The sequence below is a fragment of the Sphaerisporangium sp. NPDC005289 genome, from assembly GCF_040607455.1.
In the GTDB taxonomy this organism is placed as follows: Bacteria; Actinomycetota; Actinomycetes; order Streptosporangiales; family Streptosporangiaceae; genus Sphaerisporangium; species Sphaerisporangium rhizosphaerae.
In genome coordinates this window covers 1-24,093 of record NZ_JBEXGS010000019.1, presented here as the reverse complement: position 1 = coordinate 24,093, position 24,093 = coordinate 1, and the positions used below count along the sequence as shown (strand labels likewise).

The window sequence follows — 24,093 nt, the reverse complement described above, 5'->3', positions numbered from 1 at the left end:
GCCGTACACACCAAGAGAAGCACCCGAATCCAAGGAGAAATCGCGACATGGCACTGACCGAGCAGGAGATCCTCGCGGGCCTCGGCAAGATCATCAACGAGATCACGGGCATCCCGGCGACCGAGGTCACCCCCGAGAAGAACTTCGTGGACGACCTCGACATCGACTCGCTCTCCATGGTCGAGATCGCCGTCGCCGCGCAGGACGAGTTCGGCGTCGAGATCCCCGACGACCAGCTCAAGCACCTCAAGACCGTCAAGGACGTCATCAACTTCATCCAGAACTAGATCCACCTCAGGCGTCCGGCCGCACGACCGGGCGTCTGAGCCCCCCACGCTTCACCTCGAACCACAAGGAGCGCCCCACGTGAGCAGAGATCGAGTACGTGTCGTTGTCACCGGGCTCGGCGTGACAACGCCCCTCGGCGGAGACGTCGCCTCGTCCTGGTCGGCGCTCCTCGCCGGGCAGTCCGGCGTGCGGCCCCTCACCGAGGACTGGGTCGACACCCTGCCGGTGAAGTTCGCCGCCAAGGTCGCCGTCGAACCGGGTGAGGTGCTGCCCCGCCCCGAGGCCCGCCGCCTGGACCGTGCCGAGCAGTTCGCGCTCATCGCGGCCCGCGAGGCCTGGCGGGACGCCGGGACGCCGAAGGTCGCGCCCGACCGGCTCGGCGTCGTCGTCGGCAGCGGCATCGGCGGCATCACCACGATCCTGGCCGCCTACGACACCTACAAGGAGAAGGGCTGGCAGCGGCTGTCGCCCTTCACCGTCCCCATGCTCATGCCCAACGGCTCGGCCGGATGGATCAGCATCGAACTCGGCGCCACCGCCGGCGTCCACGCGACCGTGAGCGCCTGCGCCACCGGCGCCGAGTCCGTCGGCTACGCCATGGAGATGATCAGGACGGGACGGGCGGACGTCGTCGTGGCCGGCGGCACCGAGGCCGCCATCCACCCGCTGAACATCGCCTCCTTCGCCGCCATGCGCGCCATGTCCACGCGCAACGACGACCCCTCGCACGCGTCCCGTCCCTGGGACGCCGGCCGCGACGGGTTCGTCCTGGGCGAGGGGGCGGGCATCATCGTCCTTGAGTCCGAGGAGCACGCCCTGGCCCGCGGCGCGCGCATCTACGCCGAGGCCGCCGGCGTCGGCTACTCCTCCGACGCCCACCACATCGCCCAGCCCGAGCCGACGGGCGCCGGCATCCGCAGCGCGGCCCGCAAGGTGCTGGAGGACGCCGGGCTCACCGGACGCGACATCCTGCACGTCAACGCGCACGCCACCTCCACCCCCGCGGGCGACGTCGTGGAGGCGGTCGCCATCCAGGAGATCATCGGTGACCACCCGTTCGTGACGGCCACCAAGTCCTCCACCGGACACCTGCTCGGCGGCGCCGGCGGCATCGAGTCGGTCTTCACCATCAAGGCCCTGTACGACCGCGTGGTCCCGCCCACCATCAACATCGACGACCTCGACGAAGGAGTCGAGGTCGACATCGTGCGCGGCGAGCCGCGCAAGCTCCCCGAAGGCCAGATCGCCGCGATCAACAACTCGTTCGGCTTCGGCGGGCACAACGTCGCCGTGGCCTTCACCAGCGCCTGAGTGGGAGAGCCCGTGACCGTGCTCGACGACGGGGTGACGGCCCAGGCTCACGAACAGCAGCCTGCCGACCCTCGCGATCCGCATGCGCGTCTGACCGCCCTGTTCGACCAGGGCACGGTCCAGCCGCTCTCCCCCGACGACGACCGCAGCGGCACGCTGGCCGCCATGGGGCGCGTGGAGGGCGTGCCGGTGGTGGCGTTCGCGAGCGACGCGCGGATCCAGGGCGGTGCCATGGGCACCGCCGGTTGCGAGCACATCGTGCACGCCTACGACGTCGCGGTCCGCGAGCGGGTCCCGGTCGTCGGCCTGTGGCACTCCGGCGGCGCCCGGCTCGCCGAGGGCGTCGAGTCCCTGCACGCCGTCGGCCGGGTCTTCGCCGCGATGACCCGCGCCTCGGGGCTGGTCCCGCAGATCTCCGTGGTGCTCGGCCCGGCCGCCGGCGGCGCCGCCTACGGGCCGGCCCTCACCGACCTGGTGATCCTGTCCGACCAGGGCCGCATCTTCGTCACCGGCCCCGACGTCGTGCGCAGCGTCACCGGCGAGCAGATCGACATGGCCGCCCTGGGCGGCCCCGAGCCGCACAGCAGGCGCAGCGGCGTCGTCCACGTCGTCACCAAGACCGACGGCGAGGCCCTGCTGCAGGCACGCCGCCTGGCCGTGCTGCTCGGCCACCAGGGCCGCCTGCGCCCCGAGTCGGTGCAGGACGTCGACTTCTCCGGCCTGCTGCCCGACCGGGCGCGCCGCGCGTACTCCGTGCACCCCCTGGTCACCGGCCTGCTGGACGAGCCCGGGGTGGAGCTGCACCCCAAGTGGGCGCCCAACATCGTCACCACGCTGGGCCGCCTCGGCGGCCGCACGGTCGGCGTCATCGCCAACAACCCGATGCGGCTGGCCGGCTGCCTCGACTCCGCCTCGGCCGAGAAGGCCGCCCGGTTCGTGCGCATGTGCGATGCCTTCGGGGTGCCGCTGGTCGTCCTGGTGGACGTCCCCGGCTACCTTCCCGGCGTCGGCCAGGAGCACGACGGCGTCGTCCGGCGCGGCGCCAAGCTCCTGCACGCCTTCGCCGAGGCGTCGGTGCCCCGGGTCACGCTGGTCACCCGCAAGGCCTACGGCGGGGCGTACGTCGCGATGAACTCCCGGGCGCTGGGCGCCACCAGGGTGTTCGCCTGGCCGACCGCCGAGGTCGCCGTCATGGGGGCCCTGGCCGCCGTGCGCGTGCTCAAGCGGCGCGAGATCGCCGCCGCCCCCGAGGAGGAGCGCTCCGCCGTGGAGGCGCGGCTCGCCGAGGAGCACGAGAAGATCGCAGGCGGCCTCGACCGGGCCATCCAGATCGGCGTGGTGGACGAGGTCATCAAGCCCGCCGAGACCCGCGGCGCCATCGCCAGGGTCCTCGCCCAGGCCACCCCCGCACGCGGCGCCCACGGCAACATCCCGCTGTAGCCGGGAACGGCCCCTGCTTTCCGAGGCTCACCGGGCCTCACGAAGAAGGATCCGCACCGGCGTTCCGGTTGCGGAACCCTCTCACATCGCCGCGTCACACCGCCGGCCTCCCGGCGGCCGAGTGGCAGCCGAACCTGCTGTTCGCCGCCGCCCGCCATGTCAGTGGGACTCCGGACGGCACCGCCGCGTCACACCGCCGCGTGCAGCCACCGGACCGGGGCGCCGTCGCCGGCGTACCGGAACGGCTCGAGCTCCTCGTCCCACTGTTTGCCGAGCAGCTTGTCGAGCTCCTCCTCAAGGACCACCCGGCCCTGCGCCGCCATCAGCATCACGTTGCGCAGCCTGTCCTCGGGCACCATGATGTCGCCGGACACGCCGATCATCGCCGTGTAGGCGCCGAGCGTCGGCGTGTAGGCATGCCGCGAGCCGTCCACGCCCGGCGAGGCATCCTCGGTGATCTCAAAACGGATGCGCTGCCAGCCCATGAGGGACGACGTGATCGCCGCGGCCGCGCCGGGACGACCTTCCCACTCGGCCTGTGTGCGCACGGTGCCAGGCTGGGCTGGCTGAGGGGTCCACGACAGGTCGACGGGTATGCCAAGGACACCCGCGACCGCCCATTCGATGTGCGGGCACAGCGCGGGCTGAGCCGAGTGGACGTACAGCACGCCACGAGCAGACACCGGACCTCCCGTTTCGTACGAGGTGCGCCTTCCCCAACGTCCTCATACTGGGATGATCACAAGTGACTGAGGGAGAGACTACCGTCCGTCGTGGCGGGGCACCAGAGCCGGGTCATACCTAATCACGCTTGGCAACTCTCCGCATAGGGAAAGATGCATCCCGTGATTGCCGTCCCTATGCGCTCCCTATAAGGAGTCCCCCCGTGAACGTGCAGGCCGTCGAACACCTCCCCGGCCGCCGCGCCTTCATCCGCCCGGGCGAGCTGCTCGCCCGCTCCCCCGACGCCGCCGGGCGGTGGACCCAGTCGGCGCACCACACCGACGGACTGTTCCTGTTGCGCCTGTCGCACGGGGCGGACCCGTGCGAGATCGCCACCTCGTTGCGTGAAAGGGGGCAGGACGCCTCGCCCAACCATGTCGTCGTGGGGCAGCCGCTGTTCTTCGGCGGCCCCTCCGGCGCCCCGCGTCCCGCGCCCGCCCTCGCCCTGGGCGGCGGCGAGCCGTCCGGGGTGACGGCCGCGGTGCTGGACACCGGCCTCGCCCCGCACCCCTGGTTCGCCGGCGCCGACTGGTTCCCCGGCCAGCCGGGCGAGGTCCTCGACGCCGACGGCGACGGCCTTCTCGACGGCCAGGCGGGGCACGGCACGTTCATCGCGGGGCTGCTGCTGCGCCAGGCGCCGGGCATCCGGCTGCGCGTCGTGCGGGCTCTGGACAGCCACGGCGTGGGCGACGAGGCCGGCGTGCTGCGCGCCCTCGGCGCCCTGCGTGAGGCGCCCGTCGACGTGCTGGTGCTGTCCTTCGGCTGCCACACCTACGACGACCGGGCGTCGCCTCTGGTGGAACGCGCTCTGGCCACGCTCACCGGCACCGTGGTCGTCGCCTGCGCGGGCAACACCGCCTCCTCGCGGCCCTTCTGGCCCGCCGCACTGCCCGGAGTGATCGCCGTGGGCGCCCTCGACTCGGCCGAGGTCACCCGGGCCCGCTTCTCCGCCTACGGCCCCTGGGTGGACGCGTGCGCGCGTGGCGAGGCCTTGACCAGCAGTTTCGTGGACTTTCACCCATTCGACGGCTATGCCATGTGGAGTGGTACGTCGTTCGCGGCCGCCGTCGTGGGCGGGGCCATCGCCGCCGCCGCACGCCGCATGCCGCCCGGCGAGGCGGCACACCAGATCCTGCACGCCACCGGCACCCGATTTCCCGATCTCGGGGTCCATGTCGCCGGTCCTCGCTAGTCTGATCACCGAGTGTAATTCCCCCATCACGCGAAGTGTTCCCATGTCATACGACCTCGACCTCCTCGACGAGACGGCCTGGCGCGACCTGGTCTCCCGCTTCGGGCACCGCATGTGGGCCGTGGCCCGGGCCACCGGGCTCGACCCCGCCGACGCGGGCGACGCCGTCCAGGCCGCCTGGCTGCGCCTGCTCGAAAGCGGGCACACCATCCGCGACCCCGAGCGCGTCGGCGGCTGGCTGATCACCACCACCCGGCACGAGGCCATGCGCATCGGGCGCGCGAGGGCGGGCGCCCGGCCCTCCGGCCTGCCCACCGACCTGCCACCCCCCAGCGGCGCCGATCCGCCGGCCTCCGGCGGCGGCGATCCGGTCGCGGCGTTGCTCAGCGACGACCAGGGACGGCGGCTCTGGGCGGCCGTCGACACCCTGCCCCGGCCGTGCGGGGCCCTGGTGCGGTTGATCGTCCTGGCGCCCGACGCCAGCTACGCCCAGCTGTCCCGGCGGCTGGGCATGCCCATCGGCAGCATCGGCCCCACCCGCATCCGCTGCCTCAAGCGCCTGAGATCACTCGTGGAGGACCAGCGATGACCGACGACGACCACCTGCTGGCCGCCCTTCGTCTCGCGGCCGGCGCCGATCCCGTCCCGGCCCATGTCATCACCGACGCTCAGGCCGTCCACGCCCTGCGCCTGCCCGACGCCGTCATCGCCGACCTGGTCCCACTCCACGACTCGCCACCCGGGCCCGAGGCCGAGGTCTCGCCGCCGCACCGGGACGTCTCCCCGGTTGAGGTCCATCGCCTGCTCGACGGCCGTCCACCAGGATCACCCGGCGAGGGGAGGTCCGCGCCCCGGTTCGGCCGCCCGCTCGGCGCGGCGCCCTTCTCCGGCACCCGGCCGCCGCCGTCCGGCACCCGGCCGCCCGTCTCCGGCGTCCGGCCGCCGTTCGCGCGGGCCAGGCCGCCGGCCGGGGTGCGTTCCGACGGGCACGCGTCCGAGGGAGAGCCGCGCCTGCTGCGCTTCGCCGCCGAGGAGCTCACCATCGACGTCGAGATCACGGTCTGCGACTCCCATCTCGACCTGGCCGGCCAGGTGCTCCCCGCCCCGGGCACGGGGGCCCGCGTCGAGATCAGGACACCCCACGTCAGCAAGATGCGCCTCCCCACCGAGACGGGGGAGTTCGCCACCACAGGACTGCCCCACGGATGGGTGAGCGTCGTGTACCACCGCACCGGCGCCCCACCCGTGGCCACCCGCTGGCAGTGCGTCCGCCCATGACCCCCGACCCTCTGACGACGACCGCCCCCCTCAGCCGCCCTTCGACCGAGCCGCCCGAGTACCGCCACCTGGTCGCGGCGGCCGAGCGGGCGGTCGAGGGTTCGGGGGCCGACCCCGAACGGGCGCGCCGGGACGCGCTAGCCGTTCTCGACATGGCGAGGGCGTGGGGCTGCCGGGAGGCCGAGTCGATCGCCCACCGGGCGCTCGGCCTGGCCGCGCGCGAGCTGGGAGACCTCCGGCCCGCCGCCGACCATCTGGACCAGGCGGTCCGCGTGGCCCGCGACCTGCCCGGACGCGCGGCCCAGGCGCGGATGTCGCTGGTCGCGGTCCGCACGGAACTCGGCGACCCCGTCGGCGCGTTGCGCGTCGCCGACCTCGCCGAGGACGGCCTCGGCGGCCTGGACGCCGCGCGGCTCGGCGTCCAGCGGTCGGTGGCCCTGGTGCGCCTCGGCCGGCCCGGGGAGGCGGTGGCGCACTGCGACCGGGCCGTCGAACGGCTCACCGGAGCCGGCGACCCCCGCTTCCTGGCGGGCGCGCTGCTCAACCGGGGCCTCGCGCACACCTTCCTCGAAGACTACGACGCGGCGTCACGCGACCTGTCCGCCTGTGCGGCCCTCGCCCGGGACGCCGGGCTCGATCACATCGCCACCCTCGCCGAGGCCAACGTGCCGTTCGTCGCCGCCCGGCGCGGGGACGTCCAGGCCGCCTTCACCGGCTACGAGGCCGCCGAGCGCGCGCTGACGGGATATCCCGAACGGCTCGCCGCCATGCGCGCCGACTTCGCGGGCGCGCTGCTGGCCGCCTATCTCCCCGGGGAGGCCCGCGCGCTGCTCAGGCAGGCCGTCCCCGACCTCGCCGCCACCGGGGCCCTGGTCGCGCTGGCCGAGTCACGGTTGCTGCTGGCGCAGGTCGAACTGCTCGTCGGCGACCCCTACCAGGCGCGGGCGGCCGCCGAGGCGGCGGCCCGCGAGCTGGACGGCCAAGGCCGCGACGCCTGGGTCCCGCTGGCCGAGGAAGTGATCCTGCGCTCGCGCATCGCCGTCGAGCGGCCGTCGCCACGGCTGGCGGAGGAGGCCCGCTCCCTGGCCGCCCGGCTCGCCGCCCACGGATGGCCCGCCCCCGCCGCCGCCCTCCGCCTCACCGCCGCGGAGCTCACCACGGCCGGGCCCACCGACGCCGGAGGTCCGGTGTCGGATGTGGTGGAGGGCGATCTGGAGTTCGTCATCAACGGGGCGCCGGCGGCGGGGAGGGCGCATCGGGTCGTGCGCCATCATGCGGTGGCGCTCCGGCACAGTCTCCGGGGCGATCCGCCGGCCGCGTTCTCCGCGCTCCGCGAGGGCCTTCGGGAGGCCGCCGCGGGCAGCGAGCGGCTGAACGACCCCGGAGTGCGGGCGCACGCGGTACGGGCGGGTGAGCGGCTCGCCGCGTTCGGCCTGTCGCTGGCCCTGCGTGACGGGCGGCCGGACACCGTCCTCGGCTGGGCCGAGCACTGCCGCGCGGTCGCCCGGGGGCACGCCGGGGAGGCCATGCCGATCGATCACCTGCGCGCCGCGCTGGGCGGCGCCGCGCTGGTGCAACTGGTGCGCCACGACGACCTGCTCGCCGCCGTGGTCGTCACCGCCGAACATCGCGTGCTGCGGTCGCTCGGCTCCTACACCGAGGCGGCCGAGGCGACGATCCGGCTGCGGTACGGCCTGCGGCGAGCCGGCCTGCGCGACACCGGCTCCGGCACGCCCGGGGTGGCGGTGGAGGCCGGGGCCCTCGCGGCACGGCTCGTGGACCCGCTGGCCGCCGACATCGCCGATCGCCCACTGGTGATCGTGCCGGCCGGAGCGCTTCACACGCTCCCATGGGCGACGCTGCCGCCGTTGCACGGCCGGGCCCTGTGCGTCGCCGCCAGCGCCGGCGCCTGGCTCACCGCCACCTCCCGCCACCCTGCCCCGCCCTCCGGCGTCCGGCCGTCCCCCGCGCCGGTACCACCGTCCGACGGTGTCGCCGGCCCTGTTGTGGTGGGTGCGCCGCTGGTGGCGGCCGTGGCCGGGCCGGGGCTGGAGCACGCGGGCACCGAGGCGGCGAGGGTCGTCCGCGCCTACCAGGAGGCCGCCCGCACCGCGACGACCCGCCGGCCGCCCGGTGACCCGGCCGCCACGGCGGTGCGCGTCGCCGCCACCACGGCCGGCGTGCTCGCCGCGCTGGGCCGGGCCGAGGTCGTGCACATCGCCGCCCACGGGTTCTTCTCGGCGCGCAGCCCGCTGCTGTCGCGCATCGCCCTGGACGACGGAGCGCTGATGGCGTACGACCTGCTGGGACTGCGCCGGACACCGTGGCTGGTGGTGCTGTCGGCCTGTGACGCGGGCATGGCCCACGCGCCGGTCGACGGGACCGCCCTGGGGCTGGCCGGCGCCTTCCTCGACCAGGGCTCGGCCTGCGTGATCGCCGGACTGGTCCCCGTGCGCGACGAGGAGGCGCTGACCCTGATGACGCTGCTGCACGAGCTGCTGGTGCGCGGGCACGCTCCCGCCGAGGCGCTGGCCATCGCGTCGGAGCGCACCGGCGTGCACGGGTTCGCCTGCTTCGGCTCCCTCGGCCACCCCCTCCGGTCGCACGACCGATGAGGGGCACTCCCTACACGCACGACACCGGGGCGCCGCCCTTTGTGGCCACACGGCCGCCGAGAAGCCGTTCTTCCTCCAGGACGCCGCGTCCCTCCCCTGCACGGCCCGTCGAGACGACGGTCGCCGGATCTCGCCGGACAGGGGCCACGTGCCGGGCATCGAGCCGGGAAGGGCCGTAAAGGTCGAAAGATCAGGTCATAATCCATGCGTGGGAGGGCGGAGCAGGCGGTCGTTTCTTCGGCTCGGCGGGATGGTCGCGGCCGGGCTCGTGGTCCCGGGGTCGGCGGGGCCGGTGGGGGAAGGCGCCCTCACCGCTCTGTTCGCCGGTCATTTCGCCCGGTTGCGGCGACGGTGGCGCGAGGTGACGGCCGGGACGGGGTTCGATCCCGCGGCCGAGCCGTACCGCGCCCGGCTGGCCGCCCTCGGGGCGCGGGCCGCACGGCACCGGGATGCCATGGCGCCCGCCGACGCGTGGGTGTGGCCGGACCGGCCGTTCCCGTCGTTCGTCTCCACCCTTGAGCGGCTGCGCGCCATGGCCCGCGCCTACGCCCTGCCAGGGACCGGGCTGACCGGCGACCCCGGCCTGGCCGCCGCGGTGGCGGCGGGCATCGACCACTACCGGCGGCGCGTGTACGCGGCGGACGCCGAGGAGGTGGGCAACTGGTGGCACTGGCAGATCGGCGTCCCGAAGCGACTGCTGGACGCGGCCGTCCTGATCGGCCCCCACCTCACCGACGCGCAGAGCAGGGCACTCAGGGACGCGGTCGATCACTTCGTCCCCGAGCGCCGTCTGGCCTCCTACAGCGGCACCAGCACCGGGGCCAACCGCGTGGACCTGTGCGTGGTCATGCTGCTGCGCGCCATGCTGAGGTCCGACCCGCGCAAGGCGGCCCTGGCGGTCTCGGCCCTGTCCCCCGTCTTCCCCTACGTCCGCGACGGTGACGGGTTCTACCGGGACGGCTCCTTCATCCAGCACACCTACGTCCCCTACCAGGGCGCGTACGGGGCATCGCTGCTGTCCGGCCTGGCGACGCTGTTCGCCGTGCTGCGCGGATCTCCCTGGGAGATCGACGACCCGAACGCGCAGGTGATCTTCGACAGCGTCGAGAACTCGTTCGCACCGGTGGTGCACGACGGCTTCTGCATGGACATGGTGCGCGGACGCGGCGTCGCCAGGAGGCCGTACGGCGACCACGGCAGGGGGCACGAGATCGCCGCCGCGACCCTGCTGCTCGGTGAGTCCGCCTCCGCCGCCGAACGGGCGCGCTGGCGGGCCATGGTGAAGGGGTGGGCGCTGCGGGACACCTGCGTGCCCATGCTCGGCACGGCCGAGGCGGTCGACCTCGGCTTCCACGCCCGCCTGTCCGCGGTCCTCGCCGACGACGCCGTCCCGGCGGCCGCGGAGCCGGTCGGGCACCGGCTGATGGCGATGAGCGCCCGCGCGGTGCACCGCAGGCCCGGCTGGTGCGCGGGGCTGAGCATGGCCTCCTCGCGCATCGGCCACTACGAGCACGGCAACGGCGAGAACCTGCGGGGCTGGCACACCGGCTCGGGGATGCTCTACTGGTGGGCCGAGGGTCATGGCGACCAGTACTCCGACTCCTTCTGGCCGACCGTGGACCCCTATCGGCTGCCCGGCACGACCGTCTCGACCCGGCGGCTGGCCGACGGCGCCGGCGAGGGATGGGGCGACACCTGCCCGCCGGGGCGCTGGGTGGGCGGCGCGACCGACGGCGTGTACGCCACGGTCGGCCAGCATCTGAACGGCCTGGAGAGCACGATGGAGGCGTTCAAGTCCTGGGTGTTCCTGGACGACGCCGTGGTGTGCCTGGGCGCGGGGATCACCTCCCGCGACGGCGTCCCGGTCGAGACGATCGTCGACAACCGCCGCACCGGCGCGGCGCTCATGGTGGAGGCCACCTGGGCGCATCTGACCGAGCATGGTGGTTACGTGCTGCCCGGCGGCGCGCCCCTGCGCACGGCGCGAGAGCGACGACGAAGCGAGGGCGCCGAACCGGCCGAACGGGATTACGTGACGCTGTGGCTCGACCACGGGGTTGACCCCGTCTCGGCGGGCTACGTGTACCTGCTCCTGCCGGGCGCGAGCCTCGCGACCACGCGGGCCCGCGCCGCCGACCCCGGCTGGGCACAGGTGCTCGCCAACACCCCGCGCCTGCAGGGCGTCCACGTCCCCTCGCTCGGCATCACCGCCGTCAACTTCTGGGACGCCGGGGCCGCGGGCGGGCTGTCCGCCTCCGCGCCGTGCGCCGTCCTGGTCAGGGAGCCCGGCGACGGCACGGCCACGGTCACCGTGGCCGACCCCCGCCGGGACCTCACGGAACTCACCGTCACCTGGCGCCGCCCGGTGGCGGAGGTCCTCCACGGGCACCCGTTGGTGACCGGCGCGCGGACCGGCGCGGCGCTCACCCTCGGCCTCGGCCGGCTCGCGGACCGGGAAGGCGCCTCCCACACGATCACCGTGCGCCTCGGCTAGCCGCCGGTGCGCCGGCCCTGTACGGCGGACGGGCCGCCGTACGGACGCGCCGGGCCCGGGCGGTCAGCCTTTCTCGACCGGGCGGGAGGAGTCGGCGACCCAGTTGGACCAGGAGCCGACGTACAGGGCGGCGTGGACGCCCGCGATCTCCATCGCCAGCACCTCGTGGGCGGCGGTGACGCCGGAGCCGCAGTACGCGCCCACCGGCACCTCGGGCAGGGCCCCGAAGGAGATGAAGCGCTCGCGGAGGAACTCGGCGGGGTGGAACCGCCCCGACGGGTCCACGTTCTCCATCGTGGGCGCGCTGACGGCGCCGGGGATGTGCCCGGCGACCGGGTCGATCGGCTCGACCTCGCCGCGGTACCGCTCGGCGCCCCGGGCGTCGAGCAGCACCCCCTCCCCGGCCAGCGCGCCCGCCTGCGCGGCGTCCAGCATCGGCATCCCGCCCGGACGGGCGGTGAAGTCGCCGGGCTCGACGGCCGGCTCCTCCTTGGTCACCGGGTGGCCTTCCTCGGCCCACCTGTGGTAGCCGCCGTCGAGCACGCGCACATCGGGGTGCCCGAAGTAGCGGAGCGTCCACCACGCGCGGGCCGCCGCCGTGGAGTCGGCCTCGTCGTAGACCACGACCCTTCGCGAGGCCGACACCCCGAGGCGGCGCATGGCCTCCTGGAAGGCGCCGGCGTCCGGCAGCGGGTGGCGGCCGCCCGCGCCGGGCGGGGCGGCGAGGTCGCGGTCCAGGTCGCAGAAGACCGCGCCGGGGAGGTGCCCCTCGCGGTAGGAGTCGATGCCGGGCGCGCCTACCAGCCGCCACCGCACATCGAGGATCGTCGCGTCGCCAAGGTCACCAGGACTGATCAACGGGCTCATGGGAATTCCGGGGCGGACGCCCTGCCGTGTCGGCCATGGGAGGTAGCCCCTTGCCTCCTTCTCGTGTGCGTGTGGTGGCCGGTCTCCGGCTCGCCCCCTGCTGGTCGCGGCCGTCACCGGTGGTGAGAAGGTCACCGGCCCGCGTTCCCGGAGTCAACCACGCCGGGCGTCCGCCGCACCAGGTGATCGGCGTGTCGTCTGTGGCACCCCTACGGAGGCGTCACGGTGGCCCGCCCGCCGGGACGGGCCGGGACCTCGGCGGTCCCGGCGGTCCGGGCGGGCGGCGCCGCGCGCGGCCGGCGCCGCGCGGGCGCCGAAGGGTGTCAGCTCGCCGAGCGGGCGGTCGCCTCGGACAGGGCCTTGGCGAAGGCCAGCACGTTGCCGACGGCCTCCGGTCCGTCGGCGGCCTCGCTCACGCGAAGCGAGAGGTCGTCGGCGGTGATGGCGCCGGTGTACCCGTGGTCGGCCTCGCAGTTCTCATCTCCGCAGGTGGCCGGCTCGAGATCGACGTGGGAGATGGCGCCCCAGCCGATGGTGAGCGTCACCTCGGTCGGCGGCACCCCCGGCACGTACGCCGCGGGGTCGGGGACCACCCGAGTGACCGCCACCGACTGGACGCGGCTCAGGCGCACCGCCTCGGTGGTGGTGGAGGCGTGAGAGGTGGGCATGCCATCGGCGGGCGGGTGCTCGTCGGTGTGGCACACCAGGAGCCGCGTGGGTGAGAGGATCACGACGGTGACATGCCTGCGGACCTCCATCGCAGGGTCGAATGTGGCCTCATGGTGGACGACGAACGCCGTCACCTGCTCCTTACCCAGCGCGGATTCCGCCGCGTCGGCCACGAGATCGGGGTAGTAACCGCTGCGTTCGATAGCCTCGCGCAAACCAGCGGCCGAGACTCGGGTTTCCCTCATGGGTCCATCCTGCCCTGTCTCGGCACGGTGTTTCACCTCATGGGCGCTCACCTTGGGCGCCCTTCGGCCTGGGAGAGCCCGCGCCGCGCCTCGATCGGCGACCATCCGCCGCTTCCACCACAGCAGACGTCCGCCGTCACTTCCACGGGCGGCCTTCTACGCTCAGGGCGAGCGTGGCTCGCGCGGCGTCCGGTCGTGAAACGAACAGCGCGACGGCCGGCGGAACCGCGCCCCCGGACGAGGCCGACGGCGCCGCGCCTCCAGACGACGGCGGGCGGTCGGGCGGGCGAGCCCCGGCGACGGCGAGCGACGACGGCTTGCCCAAGAGACGGCAGGCGGCGTCGGCTCCCTCAAGCGACAGCGGGCGGGCGTCGGCTTCCCCAGGCGAAGGGGGGCTTCCTCGGCGATGGGGGCTTCCTCGGGCGACGACGGGCGGTGGGCATCACTCCTCAGGCGATGCGGGGGGGCGGCCGGGGCCGGCGAGCCGTCCAGCCGGACCTCTTCGCCGGAGGTGTCCGGCTCATCGGAGACGGCGCGGGCCCCGGTCCGGGCGCGGGCCGACGCCGCCCCGCAGCAGGGCGCGGGCGCCGACCACGCTGACCCCCGACTCCCCCACCAGCACCGGGTCCAGCACCAGCCGCACCACTCCCGGCAGCTCGTCGGCCAGCCGTCCCACCCGGATCAGCAGGTCCTCCAGCGCGCCGACCGCCACGGGCGGGTACCCGTGGCGCCCGAACAGCAGCGGCGCGGCGCGGACCGACCGCACCAGCGCCGCGGCGTCCTCCGCGGTGAGCGGCGCCAGCCGGAACGCCTCGTCGCCGAGCAGCCGGGCCGTGATGTCGCCGAGCCCGAAGGACACGACGGCGCCGAAGTCGGCGTCGTCCACGGCCCTGACCACGGTCGCCACGGCGGGCTGGGGCGCCATCCGCTGGATTGACAGCCTCACCCCGGGTCCGAGCCGCGCCGCCAGGTCGTCGTAGGCCAGCCGGACGCCGCCGGCGTCGGACAGGCCGAGCCGCACCGTGCCCGCCCGGTGGGAGATCTCCGGGTCGTCGGCGCGCACCACCACCGGCCAGCCCAGCTCCCGCGCCGCCTCGACGGCCTCCTCCGAGCAGGAGACGATCCGTGAGGGCCAGACGTGCACCCCGTAGCAGGCGAGCAACTCGGTGGCGTCGGCCTCCACCGCCCCGGCGACCGGCGACGCCGCCGGCCCTTCGCGGGCGACCAGGGACGCCGGCCCCTGTGGCGGGGTGGTCTCCCCATCGGCGGCCCCCTCCTCGGGCGGCCGCCGTGAAGGCTCCTGCCGGTCTTGTCCGCGGGCGCCGTCATGCGCCTCGGGAGAGGCGAGCACGCGGTCGACCACCGCCCTGGCCGCAGCGGTGTCGACGTCCGGCAGGCCGGGGGGCGTGCCGGGCGGCGTACGGCGCCACAGGGCGTGGCGGACCACGTGGGCCAGGGCGCGCACGGCCTCCTCGGCGGCCGGATAGGACGGGATGGACCCCTTGCCCGGGTCGCCGCCCTCCCCCGGGACGCGCAGCTCCTCCGGCATCCCCATGCGGCCCTCGAAGGTGGCCAGCAGCGGCTTGCCGGTCTCCTCGGCCACCCGGACCAGCTCGGCCGCGACCTCGGCGGCGTTTCCCGGCACCGGCGGCATGTAGATCGCGACGATGGCGTCCACCTGGCAGTCCATGTCCGCCAGCGCCCGGCGGTAGTCCAGGGCCCCGGCGCGGGCGCCGAGGTTGGCCGGCGGGCACGGCTCCAGCCCGGCCGCCACGCACGCGTCCACGGCCAGCAGCGCCATCGCGTCGGAGTTGCTGACCACCCCGACCCTCGGCCCCTCGGGCAGCGGCTGGTAGGCGAGCAGTTGCGCGACGTCGAAGAGCTGCGCGAGGTCGTCCACCCTGATCACCCCGGCCTGCTCGAAGAGCGCGGTCAGCGCGGTGTCCGGCAGCCCGAGCACCGGGGCCGCGTGCCCGACCGGCACGCCCTGGGTGACGCCGCCGCTCTTGACGACGACGATCGGCTTCTCGCGGGCCGTCCGCCGGGCCAGCCGGGCGAACTTGCGCGGGTTTCCCAGCGACTCCAGGTAGAGCAGGATCACGTCGGTGGCCGGGTCCTGCTCCCAGTACTGCAGCAGGTCGTTGCCGGACACGTCGGCCCGGTTGCCGGCGGACACGAACGTCGAGATGCCCATGCCCCGCTGCGCCACCCGCTGCAACAGCGCGGTGCCGAGCGCGCCGGACTGGCTGAAGAAGCCGACCCGCCCTCTGCCGGGCAGCCGGGCGGCGAGGGTGGCGTTCAGGCGGACCTTGGGGTCGGTGTTGGCGATGCCCAGGCAGTTCGGCCCGACCACGCGAAGGCCGTAAGCGCGGGCGATGCGCACCAGTTCGTCCTGTCGGGCACGGCCCTCGGGTCCGGTCTCGCCGAAGCCGGAGGAGACGACCACCAGGCCCCTGACGCCCTTCTCCGCGCACTCCTCGACCACGTCCAGCACGGCGTCGGCGGGGACGGCGACCACGGCCAGGTCCACGTCACCGTCGATCGCCGAGACGCTCTTGTAGGCCCGGACGCCGGCGACCGCGCGCACCTCGCGGTGCACCGGGTACACCGGACCGTTGAAGTCGGCGCCGAGGAGGTTGCGCAGCACGGTCTGGCCGATGCCGCCGGCCTCGCGGCCCGCGCCCACGACGACGACGGAGGTGGGGGTGAGCAGCCGCTCGATCGAGCGAGCCTCGGCCCGGTGCTCGCGTGCCATGGTGACCTCGCGGGAGGTCTCCGTGGTCGCCAGGTCCAGGGTCATCCGCACGACGCCGTCCTCGAACTGGCTCTGCGCCGTGTAGCCCGCGTGACGGAAGAACGCCATCATGCGGCTGTTGGCCGGAAGCACGTCGGCGATGAAGGACCTGATGCCGCGTTCCCGCGCCGCGGCCCGCAGGTGTTCCATGAGCACCGAGGCGACGCCCCTGCCCTGGTGGGCGTCCTCGACGAGGAACGCCACCTCGGCCGCGTCCTGCCGGTCCAGGCGGTCGAAGCGGACGACCGCCACCATCTCGGTGCCGAGGGTCGCGATCATCGCCACCCGGTCCACGTAGTCGACGGTGGTGAACCAGGCCACCTCGCGGTCCGACAGCCGCGGACGCGGGCCGAAGAACCGGAAGTAGATCGACTGTTCAGACAGCCGGGAGTAGAAGGCGCGGAGGATGTCGCCGTCCTCGGGCCGGATGGGACGCACGTGTACGGTGCCCCCGTCGGCGAGCACGACGTCGGCCTCCCAGTGGGCCGGGTAGTGAGGTTCCACATTGATGAGGGTAAGCGGCTGTCTGTCCGATTCGTTGGGCAACGCTTGTGCATCGACTGTGCACGGGTGTCCGCTCTATGCCCCACGCCCCGGCTTGAAGCTGTTAGGTTTTCTGTCAGCAGCCTCCTGTAGTGCCAGCAAGGTGGTGACATCATGACCCGGGTTGTCGTGGTGGGCGATCTGATGACCGATGCGGTCGCACGCGCCCGCTACCCTCTCGCCAGGGCAAGCGACACTCCGGCCGTCGTCACCATGCACGGTGGCGGCTCCGGGGCGAACATCGCGTCCTGGCTCGCCGTCGAGGGCGCCGAGGTCGCGTTCGTCGGCCGCCGCGGCGCCGACATCACCGGCCGTAACCGTGACATGGAGCTCATGGGGTACGGCGTGGACGCCCGCCTCGTGATGGATCCCGAACGGCCGACCGGCACCTGCGTCGTGCTCGTCACCCACAAGGGCGAGCGCACCCTGCTGTCCGACCCGGGCGCCAACGCCGCGCTCTCCCCCGAAGACCTGCCGCGCGACCTGTTCGCCCAGGGCGGTCACCTGCACGTCTCGGGGTACACCCTGCTGAACGACGGCTCGCGTGACGCCGGGCTGGCCTCGCTCGACCACGCCCGCCGCGCCGGCATGTCGATCTCCATCGACTGCGCCTCGGCGGCCCCGCTCGAGCGCACCGGCGCCGAACCGTTCCTCGAGTGGACCCACAGCGCCAAGCTGCTGTTCGCCAACGACGCCCAGGCCAAGGTGCTGACCGGCCGCGACGACCCCGCCTCCGCCGCCAAGGTGCTCACCGCCTGGTTCCCGCAGGTCGTGATCAAGATGGGCGCCGAGGGCTCCCTGTGGTACACCAACAACCGGCCCGAGCCGGTCCGCGCGCCCGCCGATCACATCGAGCGGATCGTCGATGGCACCGGCGCGGGCGACGCCTTCACCGCGGGCTTCCTGCAGCCGTGGCTGGAGGGCAAGCAGCCGGCCGACGCGCTGGCCGCGGGCAACGCCCTGGCAGCCAAGGCCATCAGCAACCTCGGCGCCCGCCCCCGCCTCTGACCCCCGCCACGCACACCTCCGGCACCGACCATTCCCACCCACGCCTCGGCGTCTCCTGACCGCGTCTCTGGCATCTCCGTCAGTTGGTGGTGGCGAGGGCCAGGGGCAGGACGGCCGGGGCGCCGGACTGGCGGAGCAGGGCGGCCGCGATGGTCATGGTCCACCCCGTGTCGACGCGGTCGTCCACGAGCAGCACCGGGCCGCCGGCGAGATCGGCCTCCGGCGGTGCCAGTGTGCCCCGCAGCGCGCGCACCCGCTGGGCGCTGTTGTGCTGGCGGCCGGGCGGGCCCTGCCGGTAGGCCAGGGAGCCGAGGTGGCGGAGCCGGCCGATGGCGGCCAGCCGCTCACCCAGGGTGGAGACCAGCACCGGCCTGGCCGCGGACGGCATGGTCACCACCGCCACCGGGCGCTCGGCCCAGCGCCACGCGCTCAGCACCGCGACCACCGCGTCGAACACCTCGTCGGGCACCGGCCCGTCGGGCGCCCCCTCGGCCAGCAGCCGCCGCAGGACGTTGCCCCAGCCGATGTCGGTGAGCCGGCCGAGGGCGCGCCCCGGCTCGGCCGCGATCTCGGGGCGGATGCGGCCGGACAGGCCGAGCTCTTTGAGGCCCGTGGGCCACTGGCGGCGCGGCTCGACCTCCACGCCCGGGCGGTGCAGCCGCTCGCGGGCCCGGTGGACGGCGGCGGAGGCGATCTCGACCGGACGGTGCGCGCCCGTGCAGTTGTCGCAGCGGCCGCAGAGCTTGGCGGTGGCGTCGTCCAGGTGACGGCGGAGATACTCCTCGCGGCACTCGGTGGTGGAGATGTAGCCGAGCATGGCGCGTTGCTCGGCCGCCCGCTCTGCGGCGACCCGGGCGTACCTGTCGGCGTCGTACGCCCACGGCCGGCCGGTGGCCTGCCAGCCGCCCTTGACCCGTTTGACGGCGCCGTCCACGTCCAGGACCTTCAGCATCATCTCGAGCCGGTTGCGACTGAGATCGACCCGGGTCTCCAGCGCGGCCGTGGACATCATGCCCCCTGCGGCCAGGGTGTCGAGCGTGGCCCGCACGACCGGCTCGGGGGGAAACGCCAGCGAGGCGAAATAGGCCCAGATGTCGCGGTCTTCCGGCCCGGGGAGCAGGATCACCTCGGCCCGCTCGACCCCGCGCCCGGCCCGGCCGACCTGCTGGTAGTACGCCACCGGCGACGCCGGCGCGCCGACGTGGATGACGAAGCCGAGATCGGGCTTGTCGAACCCCATGCCGAGGGCCGAGGTGGCGACCAGGGCCTTCAGCCGGTTGCCGAGCAGGGCCTGCTCGGCGGCGAGGCGTTCGGCCGGGTCGGTCTGGCCGGAGTAGGCCGCCACCTCGTGCCCCTGGTCGCGCAGGTAGGCTGCGATCTCCTGGGTGGCGGCGACGGTGAGGGTGTAGATGATGCCCGAGCCCGGCAGGTCGCGCAGCGTCTCGGCGAGCCAGGCCAGCCGCTGCTCGGCCGAGCCCAGCCGGACGACCCCGAGGTGGAGGCTGTCGCGCTCGAGCGGGCCCCGCAGCACGAGCGTGCCGCCGTCGGACGCGCCGGAAGGCGCCTGCGGCGAAGAGTCGGACGAGGCGTCGGAGAGGGCATCGGACGAGGCACCGGACACGACATCGGATGAGGCGCCGGACGAGGCACCGGACATGACATCGGATGGGGCGCCGGACAGGGCACCGGAGGCGCCGGAAGGAGCGCCGGCGGAGGAGCCGGTGCCCAGTTGCTCGGCGACGTCGCGGGTGACCCGGGCGTTGGCGGTGGCGGTGGTGGCGAGCACCGGCACGCCCGGCGGGAGGTCGGCCAGCAGGGTGCGCAGCCGGCGGTAGTCAGGACGGAAGTCATGGCCCCAGTCGGAGATGCAGTGGGCCTCGTCGACGACCACCAGGCCGGCCCCGGCCGCGAGCTTCGGCAGGATGAAGTCGCGGAAGTCGGGGTTGTTGAGCCGTTCGGGGCTGACGAGCAGCACGTCGACCTCGCCGGCCTCGACCTCGGCGTGGACGGTGTCCCACTCGTCGATGTTCGCCGAGTTGATCGTGGCGGCATGGACGCCCGCCCGCTCGGCGGCGGCGATCTGGTTGCGCATCAGGGCGAGCAGCGGCGAGACGATCACCGTCGGCCCCGCGCCCCGCGTCCGCAGCAGGGCGGTCGCGATGAAGTACACCGCCGACTTGCCCCACCCGGTGCGCTGCACCACGAGCGCGCGCCGCCGATCGACGACCAGCGCCCGGATGGCGGACCACTGGTCATCGCGCAGAGCCGCGTGATCGCCCGCGAGCTCCCGCAGCTTCAGCTCGGCCTCGGCCCGCAGGCCACTGTCGTCAACCATGACTCCTTGCTATCAGGTCCGGGCGACCTTTCCGGCCGCCCGCGCCACGCCTGTGGACGACCCACGCCCCTCAGGCGCCGTCCCCGGACGGTGGAACGGCGGTGAAGCGGCGGTGGAACGGCGGTGGCGCAGGTTGGAAGGGCGGAGGGAAAGGCGCCAGGGATCCGCGGTGCGCCGGGAGGTAAAAGGGCTTCGTGTCGCGGAGTGCCTCTGGGCTTCGGCACAATGTTCGATATGGCCCGACGGACTACCACGCCCCCGCAAGACGAGGACTTCGAGGAGCGAATCGTCGACATCGACGTTTCGACCGAGATGCGCACCAGCTACCTGGAGTACGCCTACTCCGTGATCTACCAGCGCGCCCTTCCCGACGCGCGCGACGGTCTGAAGCCGGTTCAGCGCCGCATCCTCTACTCGATGAGCGAGATGGGCCTGCGCCCCGACCGGGGGCACGTCAAGTCCTCCCGCGTCGTGGGCGACGTGATGGGCAAGCTCCACCCGCACGGCGACACCGCGATCTACGACGCGCTCGTGCGCATGGCGCAGCCGTTCTCGATGCGGCTGCCGCTGGTCGACGGCCACGGCAACTTCGGCTCGCCCGACGACCAGCCGGCCGCCATGCGGTACACCGAGGCGCGCCTGGCCGCCGCGGCCATGCTCATGGTCCAGTCGATCGACGAGGACGTCGTCGACTTCAAGCCCAACTACGACGGCCAGGAGACCGAGCCGACGGTCCTGTCCAGCGCCTTCCCCAACCTCCTGGTGAACGGCGCGGCGGGCATCGCGGTCGGCATGGCGACCAACATGGCCCCGCACAACCTCGTCGAGGTCGTCGCCGCCGCCCGCCACCTGATCAAGAGGCCGGACGCCTCCCTGGACGAGCTGATGCGGTTCGTGCCGGGCCCCGACCTGCCGACCGGCGGGTCGATCATCGGCCTGGCGGGCATCCGCGACGCCTACGAGACCGGCCGCGGCACCTTCCGCATGCGGGCCAAGGCGACCATCGAGCAGGTCACCCCGCGCCGCAAGGGCATCGTCGTCACCGAACTGCCCTTCAACGTCGGCCCCGAGCGGGTCATCACCAAGATCAAGGAACTGGTGACCTCCAAGAGGCTCTCGGGCATCTCCGACCTGAAGGACCTCACCGACCGGCACAAGGGCCTGCGCCTGGTCATCGAGGTCAAGAACGGCTTCCACCCCGAGGCCGTGCTCGCCGAGCTCTACCGCCTCACCCCGATGGAAGAGACCTTCGGCATCAACAACGTGGCGCTGGTCGACGGCCAGCCCCGCACGCTGGGCCTGAAGGAGCTGCTGCAGGTCTACGTCGACCACCGCATCGAGGTGGTGCGCCGCCGCTCCACCTACCGCCGGCGCAAGCGCGAGGACCGCCTGCACCTGGTCGACGGCCTCATCATCGCCCTGCTCAACATCGACGAGGTCATCCAGGTCATCCGCTCCTCGGAGGATTCCGCCGAGGCGCGCTCGCGGCTCATGCAGATCTTCGAGCTGTCGGAGATCCAGGCGAACTACATCCTCGACACGCCGCTGCGCCGCCTCACCCGCTACGACAAGCTGGAACTCGAGCGCGAACGGCAGACCCTGCAGGACGAGATCGCCGAGCTGACCGCGATCCTGTCCTCGGAGGACCGCCTCCGCAAGGTCGTCTCCGACGAGCTGGCCGAGGTCTCCAAGACCTACGGCACCCCTCGCCGCACCGTCCTGCTGGAAGGCGGCCCGGTGACGGCGCCGGGCGCCATCCCGCTGGAGGTCGCCGACGACCCGTGCCAGGTGCTGCTGTCCTCGACGGGCCTGCTGGCCCGCACCGCGGACGCCTCGCCGCTGGGGTCGGGCGACGAACGCTCGGCGCACGACGTCCTGGTCTCGGTCGTCCGCTCCACCGTGCGCGGCGAGGTGGGGGTGGTGACCTCCGCCGGCCGCCTGATCAGGGTGTCGGTGGTCGACCTGCCGACGCTGCCGCCGTCGGCGAGCCCGCCGTCGCTGTCGGGCGGCCACCCGGTCAGCGAGTACGTGACGCTGAACGCCGGCGAACTGGTCGTCGGCCTCGGCTCGCTCGACCCGGAAGGCGCGGGGCTGGCCCTGGGCACCGCGCAGGGCATGGTGAAGCGGGTCGTGCCCGAGTACCCGGCCAACCGCAACGACTTCGAGGTCATCGGCCTCAAGCCCGGCGACAGCGTGGTCGGCGCCGTCGAGCTGACCTCGGAGGAGCACGACCTGGTGTTCATCACCTCCGACGCCCAGTTGCTGCGCTACTCCGCCTCGTCGGTGCGCCCGCAGGGGCGCCCGGCCGGCGGCATGACCGGCATCCGGCTGGACGGCGGCGCGAAGGTCGTCTGGTTCGGCGTCGTCGACCCGGCGCGCGAGGCCCGCGTGGTGACCGTCGCCGGTGCGGCCACGGCGCTGCCCGGCACAGAGATCGGAGGCGCCAAGGTCTCCGACTACGCCGAGTACCCGCCCAAGGGCCGCGCCACGGGCGGCGTGCGGGCCCAGCGCTTCCTCAAGGGCGAGGACGTGCTCATCCTCGCCTGGGCGGGCCCGGCCCCGATCAAGGCCGTGTCGTCCACGGGCAAGCCGGTCGAGCTGCCGGTCGAGCTGGGACGCCGCGACGGCTCGGGCGTGCGCCTGAGCGCTCCGGTCGCCGCCATCGGCGGAGCGCTCGGCAGCGCCGCGGACGACGACCTGGACGCCTCCCCCGCCGATGGGCGGTCCCTGGACGCGGCCGAGACGCCCTGAGCGCCGGCCGCCGGACGCCCGCCGGCGGCCCGGTGAGATGAGCGTGAGGGGTTCCAGGCTCGGCCGCTTCTCGGCGTCAACCTGAGCCGGCTCGGCCGCTTCTCGGCGTCAACCTGAGCCGGGCTCGGCCGCTCCTCGGCGTGAAACCGGGGCGGCCGGGGCCGGGGCGGCGGTGAGCCGCGCGCCGGCCGGCCGGCGCGCGGAAGGGTCAGCCGGCGTCGCAGAGGCAGAAGGGGTGGCCCGCGGGGTCGAGGAAGACGGTGAAGTCGCCGTCGAACTCGCCGGGCTGGTGCGGGTGCTTGACGGCGCCGAGGGCGAGCACCTCGATCTCGGCCTGCTTGCGGTCGTCCACGGTGAGGTCCAGGTGCGCCTGCTGGGGATGCTCGGCGCTCGGCCAGTTGGGCGACTGGTAGCTCTCGGCCCGCTGGAACGACAGCTTGACCTGGCCGCCGTCGCTGAGGCTGACCCACTCGTCGTCCTCGTGGGCGACCTTCCAGCCGATCACGGACGCGTAGAACTCGGCCAGCGCCCTGGGGTCGGGACAGTCGAGCACGATATTCCGCAAGCGCGCGATCTCCGCCATTGTCACTCCCGTTTCTCCGCCGTACCCGTGCGGCACCAGCGAGCGCCCTACAGTGGTGTCGCCGGAACCGGCATTTCGTTTTCACCTGTCCGGCCGGCTCGACCGAGCGCGGCCGTGACCCGCCTACCCGACGGGAGAAGGTCAAACGGCGTCCCGGGAGCGGGACCCGGCGGCGGCGAGCGAGAGAGGGACGGGATCCCGCCGATCCGGTGGGGACGAGGATGTCGGCCGGGCCGGCGCCGACAGGGATCCCGGCCGGGCCGGTGCGGACGGGGATCTCGGCCGGGCCGGTGCGGGAGAATGGCGGCATGGCCGTCACCTCGTTCATGGTGCCGCTGGGCACCCCCGCACCCGAGTTCGACCTGCCGTCCGTCGACGGTGGCCGCGTGTCGCTCGCCGGGCTCCGGCAGACCCCGGCGACGCTGGTGGTCTTCCTGTCCAACCACTGCCCCTACGTGCGCCGCATCGAGAAGGGCATCGGCGCGCTGGCCGCCGACTACAGCGGCCGGGTCACCACGGTGGCCGTCTGCAGCAACGACGTGGTGAACTACCCCGACGACGACGCCGAGCACCTGGCCGAGCAGGCCGAGCGCGCCGGTTTCGGCTTTCCCTACCTGGTCGACGAGTCGCAGGAGGTGGCCAGGGCCTACCACGCCGCCTGCACGCCGGACTTCTTCCTCTACGACGCCGGCCGCCGCCTGGCCTACCGCGGCGAGTTCGACGACGCGCGGCCGTCCAACCAGGTTCCGGTGACCGGCTCCTCGCTGCGCCGCGCCATCGACGCGGTGCTCGCCGGACTGCCGGTTCCCGGCCCGCAGAACCCCAGCCTCGGCTGCGGCATCAAGTGGAAGCCGGGGAACGACTAGTGTCATGCGCCAGAAATCCGTCCCAAATATTTAGCGAGTGATTCGAGGATCTCTTCGGCGGTCTTGGTCCATACGAAGGGTTTGGGGTTCT

The 24,093-nt window shown here is 73.8% G+C and carries 17 protein-coding genes; 11 read left to right on the top strand and 6 right to left on the bottom strand.

The genetic code is table 11. The features are described 5' to 3' along the window. The first annotated feature begins 47 nt into the window (after positions 1 to 47). From ABZT47_RS28335 to ABZT47_RS28325, 3 genes are all read left to right on the top strand, one after another. Positions 48 to 287: an acyl carrier protein gene (locus ABZT47_RS28335; protein ID WP_347632694.1), complete on the top strand. Its 240-nt coding sequence runs from the start codon at positions 48 to 50 to the stop codon at positions 285 to 287. A 79-nt stretch (positions 288 to 366) separates the two neighbouring features. After that, complete coding sequence (fabF, locus tag ABZT47_RS28330; protein WP_354848445.1) at positions 367 to 1,599, top strand: beta-ketoacyl-ACP synthase II; 1,233 nt, start codon at positions 367 to 369, stop codon at positions 1,597 to 1,599. Between the two features lie 33 nt (positions 1,600 to 1,632). Then, positions 1,633 to 3,039, top strand: a complete 1,407-nt coding sequence (locus ABZT47_RS28325) for a carboxyl transferase domain-containing protein (protein WP_354848782.1) — start codon at positions 1,633 to 1,635, stop codon at positions 3,037 to 3,039. 188 nt (positions 3,040 to 3,227) lie between these two features. On the opposite strand, the gene ABZT47_RS28320 is transcribed toward ABZT47_RS28325, so the two are convergent. Next, positions 3,228 to 3,722, bottom strand: coding sequence for a DUF3145 domain-containing protein (locus ABZT47_RS28320; RefSeq protein WP_354848442.1), 495 nt, complete (start codon positions 3,720 to 3,722; stop codon positions 3,228 to 3,230). A 203-nt stretch (positions 3,723 to 3,925) separates the two neighbouring features. Between ABZT47_RS28320 and ABZT47_RS28315 the strand changes: the two genes are divergently transcribed. The 5 genes from ABZT47_RS28315 to ABZT47_RS28295 all read left to right on the top strand — a co-directional run bounded on the left by ABZT47_RS28315 (position 3,926) and on the right by ABZT47_RS28295 (position 11,341). Then, positions 3,926 to 4,954, top strand: coding sequence for a S8/S53 family peptidase (locus ABZT47_RS28315; protein WP_354848439.1), 1,029 nt, complete (start codon positions 3,926 to 3,928; stop codon positions 4,952 to 4,954). 43 nt (positions 4,955 to 4,997) lie between these two features. Beyond that, positions 4,998 to 5,543 carry a sigma-70 family RNA polymerase sigma factor gene (locus tag ABZT47_RS28310; protein WP_354848436.1) on the top strand — a complete coding sequence of 182 codons (546 nt, stop codon included), beginning with the start codon at positions 4,998 to 5,000 and terminating at the stop codon, positions 5,541 to 5,543. Continuing rightward, positions 5,540 to 6,232: a hypothetical protein gene (locus ABZT47_RS28305; protein ID WP_354848433.1), complete on the top strand. Its 693-nt coding sequence runs from the start codon at positions 5,540 to 5,542 to the stop codon at positions 6,230 to 6,232. Before ABZT47_RS28310 ends, ABZT47_RS28305 begins: the two co-directional genes overlap by 4 nt. Beyond that, positions 6,229 to 8,847 (top strand): CHAT domain-containing protein, encoded by a 2,619-nt coding sequence (locus ABZT47_RS28300; RefSeq protein ID WP_354848430.1) that lies wholly within the window; start codon positions 6,229 to 6,231, stop codon positions 8,845 to 8,847. The genes ABZT47_RS28305 and ABZT47_RS28300 overlap by 4 nt, the downstream gene beginning before the upstream one ends. A 208-nt stretch (positions 8,848 to 9,055) precedes the next feature. Next, complete coding sequence (locus ABZT47_RS28295; RefSeq protein WP_354848427.1) at positions 9,056 to 11,341, top strand: polysaccharide lyase 8 family protein; 2,286 nt, start codon at positions 9,056 to 9,058, stop codon at positions 11,339 to 11,341. Positions 11,342 to 11,404: 63 nt separating this feature from the next. Here ABZT47_RS28295 and ABZT47_RS28290 read toward each other — a convergent pair whose 3' ends face one another. The 3 genes from ABZT47_RS28290 to ABZT47_RS28280 all read right to left on the bottom strand — a co-directional run bounded on the left by ABZT47_RS28290 (position 11,405) and on the right by ABZT47_RS28280 (position 16,420). Beyond that, positions 11,405 to 12,208 carry a sulfurtransferase gene (locus ABZT47_RS28290; protein ID WP_354848424.1) on the bottom strand — a complete coding sequence of 268 codons (804 nt, stop codon included), beginning with the start codon at positions 12,206 to 12,208 and terminating at the stop codon, positions 11,405 to 11,407. Positions 12,209 to 12,531: 323 nt separating this feature from the next. Next, the gene (locus ABZT47_RS28285) at positions 12,532 to 13,122 is read right to left on the bottom strand and encodes a DUF5998 family protein (protein WP_354848421.1); all 591 of its coding nucleotides are present in this window, start codon (positions 13,120 to 13,122) and stop codon (positions 12,532 to 12,534) included. Positions 13,123 to 13,642: 520 nt separating this feature from the next. Then, positions 13,643 to 16,420 carry a GNAT family N-acetyltransferase gene (locus ABZT47_RS28280; protein WP_354848418.1) on the bottom strand — a complete coding sequence of 926 codons (2,778 nt, stop codon included), beginning with the start codon at positions 16,418 to 16,420 and terminating at the stop codon, positions 13,643 to 13,645. A gap of 153 nt (positions 16,421 to 16,573) precedes the next feature. Here ABZT47_RS28280 and ABZT47_RS28275 point away from each other — a divergent pair, with 153 nt between their 5' ends. Further along, the gene (locus tag ABZT47_RS28275; protein WP_354848415.1) at positions 16,574 to 17,467 is read left to right on the top strand and encodes a sugar kinase; all 894 of its coding nucleotides are present in this window, start codon (positions 16,574 to 16,576) and stop codon (positions 17,465 to 17,467) included. A gap of 79 nt (positions 17,468 to 17,546) precedes the next feature. On the opposite strand, the gene ABZT47_RS28270 is transcribed toward ABZT47_RS28275, so the two are convergent. Further along, positions 17,547 to 19,802: a DEAD/DEAH box helicase gene (locus ABZT47_RS28270; protein WP_354848412.1), complete on the bottom strand. Its 2,256-nt coding sequence runs from the start codon at positions 19,800 to 19,802 to the stop codon at positions 17,547 to 17,549. Between the two features lie 234 nt (positions 19,803 to 20,036). On the opposite strand from ABZT47_RS28270, the gene ABZT47_RS28265 reads away from it, so the two are divergent. Next, on the top strand, positions 20,037 to 22,553 hold the full coding sequence (locus tag ABZT47_RS28265) for a DNA topoisomerase IV subunit A (RefSeq protein ID WP_354848409.1): 2,517 nt from the start codon (positions 20,037 to 20,039) through the stop codon (positions 22,551 to 22,553). A 208-nt stretch (positions 22,554 to 22,761) separates the two neighbouring features. Here the strand turns inward: ABZT47_RS28265 and ABZT47_RS28260 are convergent, their stop codons facing one another. Further along, positions 22,762 to 23,136 (bottom strand): VOC family protein, encoded by a 375-nt coding sequence (locus ABZT47_RS28260; protein WP_354848407.1) that lies wholly within the window; start codon positions 23,134 to 23,136, stop codon positions 22,762 to 22,764. A gap of 308 nt (positions 23,137 to 23,444) precedes the next feature. On the opposite strand from ABZT47_RS28260, the gene ABZT47_RS28255 reads away from it, so the two are divergent. Next, positions 23,445 to 24,002, top strand: coding sequence for a thioredoxin family protein (locus tag ABZT47_RS28255; protein WP_354848404.1), 558 nt, complete (start codon positions 23,445 to 23,447; stop codon positions 24,000 to 24,002). Positions 24,003 to 24,093: the final 91 nt, after the last annotated feature.

What these genes read in the sequence shown, in the direction of transcription:
- ABZT47_RS28335 (WP_347632694.1), top strand. Translation starts at nt 48, where the DNA reads ATGGCACTGACCGAGCAGGAGATCCTCGCGGGCCTCGGCAAGATCATC.
- ABZT47_RS28310 (WP_354848436.1), top strand. Translation starts at nt 4,998, where the DNA reads ATGTCATACGACCTCGACCTCCTCGACGAGACGGCCTGGCGCGACCTG.
- ABZT47_RS28305 (WP_354848433.1), top strand. Translation starts at nt 5,540, where the DNA reads ATGACCGACGACGACCACCTGCTGGCCGCCCTTCGTCTCGCGGCCGGC.
- ABZT47_RS28300 (WP_354848430.1), top strand. Translation starts at nt 6,229, where the DNA reads ATGACCCCCGACCCTCTGACGACGACCGCCCCCCTCAGCCGCCCTTCG.
- ABZT47_RS28290 (WP_354848424.1), bottom strand. Translation starts at nt 12,208, where the DNA reads ATGAGCCCGTTGATCAGTCCTGGTGACCTTGGCGACGCGACGATCCTC.
- ABZT47_RS28285 (WP_354848421.1), bottom strand. Translation starts at nt 13,122, where the DNA reads ATGAGGGAAACCCGAGTCTCGGCCGCTGGTTTGCGCGAGGCTATCGAA.
- ABZT47_RS28275 (WP_354848415.1), top strand. Translation starts at nt 16,574, where the DNA reads ATGACCCGGGTTGTCGTGGTGGGCGATCTGATGACCGATGCGGTCGCA.
- ABZT47_RS28270 (WP_354848412.1), bottom strand. Translation starts at nt 19,802, where the DNA reads ATGGTTGACGACAGTGGCCTGCGGGCCGAGGCCGAGCTGAAGCTGCGG.
- ABZT47_RS28265 (WP_354848409.1), top strand. Translation starts at nt 20,037, where the DNA reads ATGGCCCGACGGACTACCACGCCCCCGCAAGACGAGGACTTCGAGGAG.
- ABZT47_RS28260 (WP_354848407.1), bottom strand. Translation starts at nt 23,136, where the DNA reads ATGGCGGAGATCGCGCGCTTGCGGAATATCGTGCTCGACTGTCCCGAC.
- ABZT47_RS28255 (WP_354848404.1), top strand. Translation starts at nt 23,445, where the DNA reads ATGGCCGTCACCTCGTTCATGGTGCCGCTGGGCACCCCCGCACCCGAG.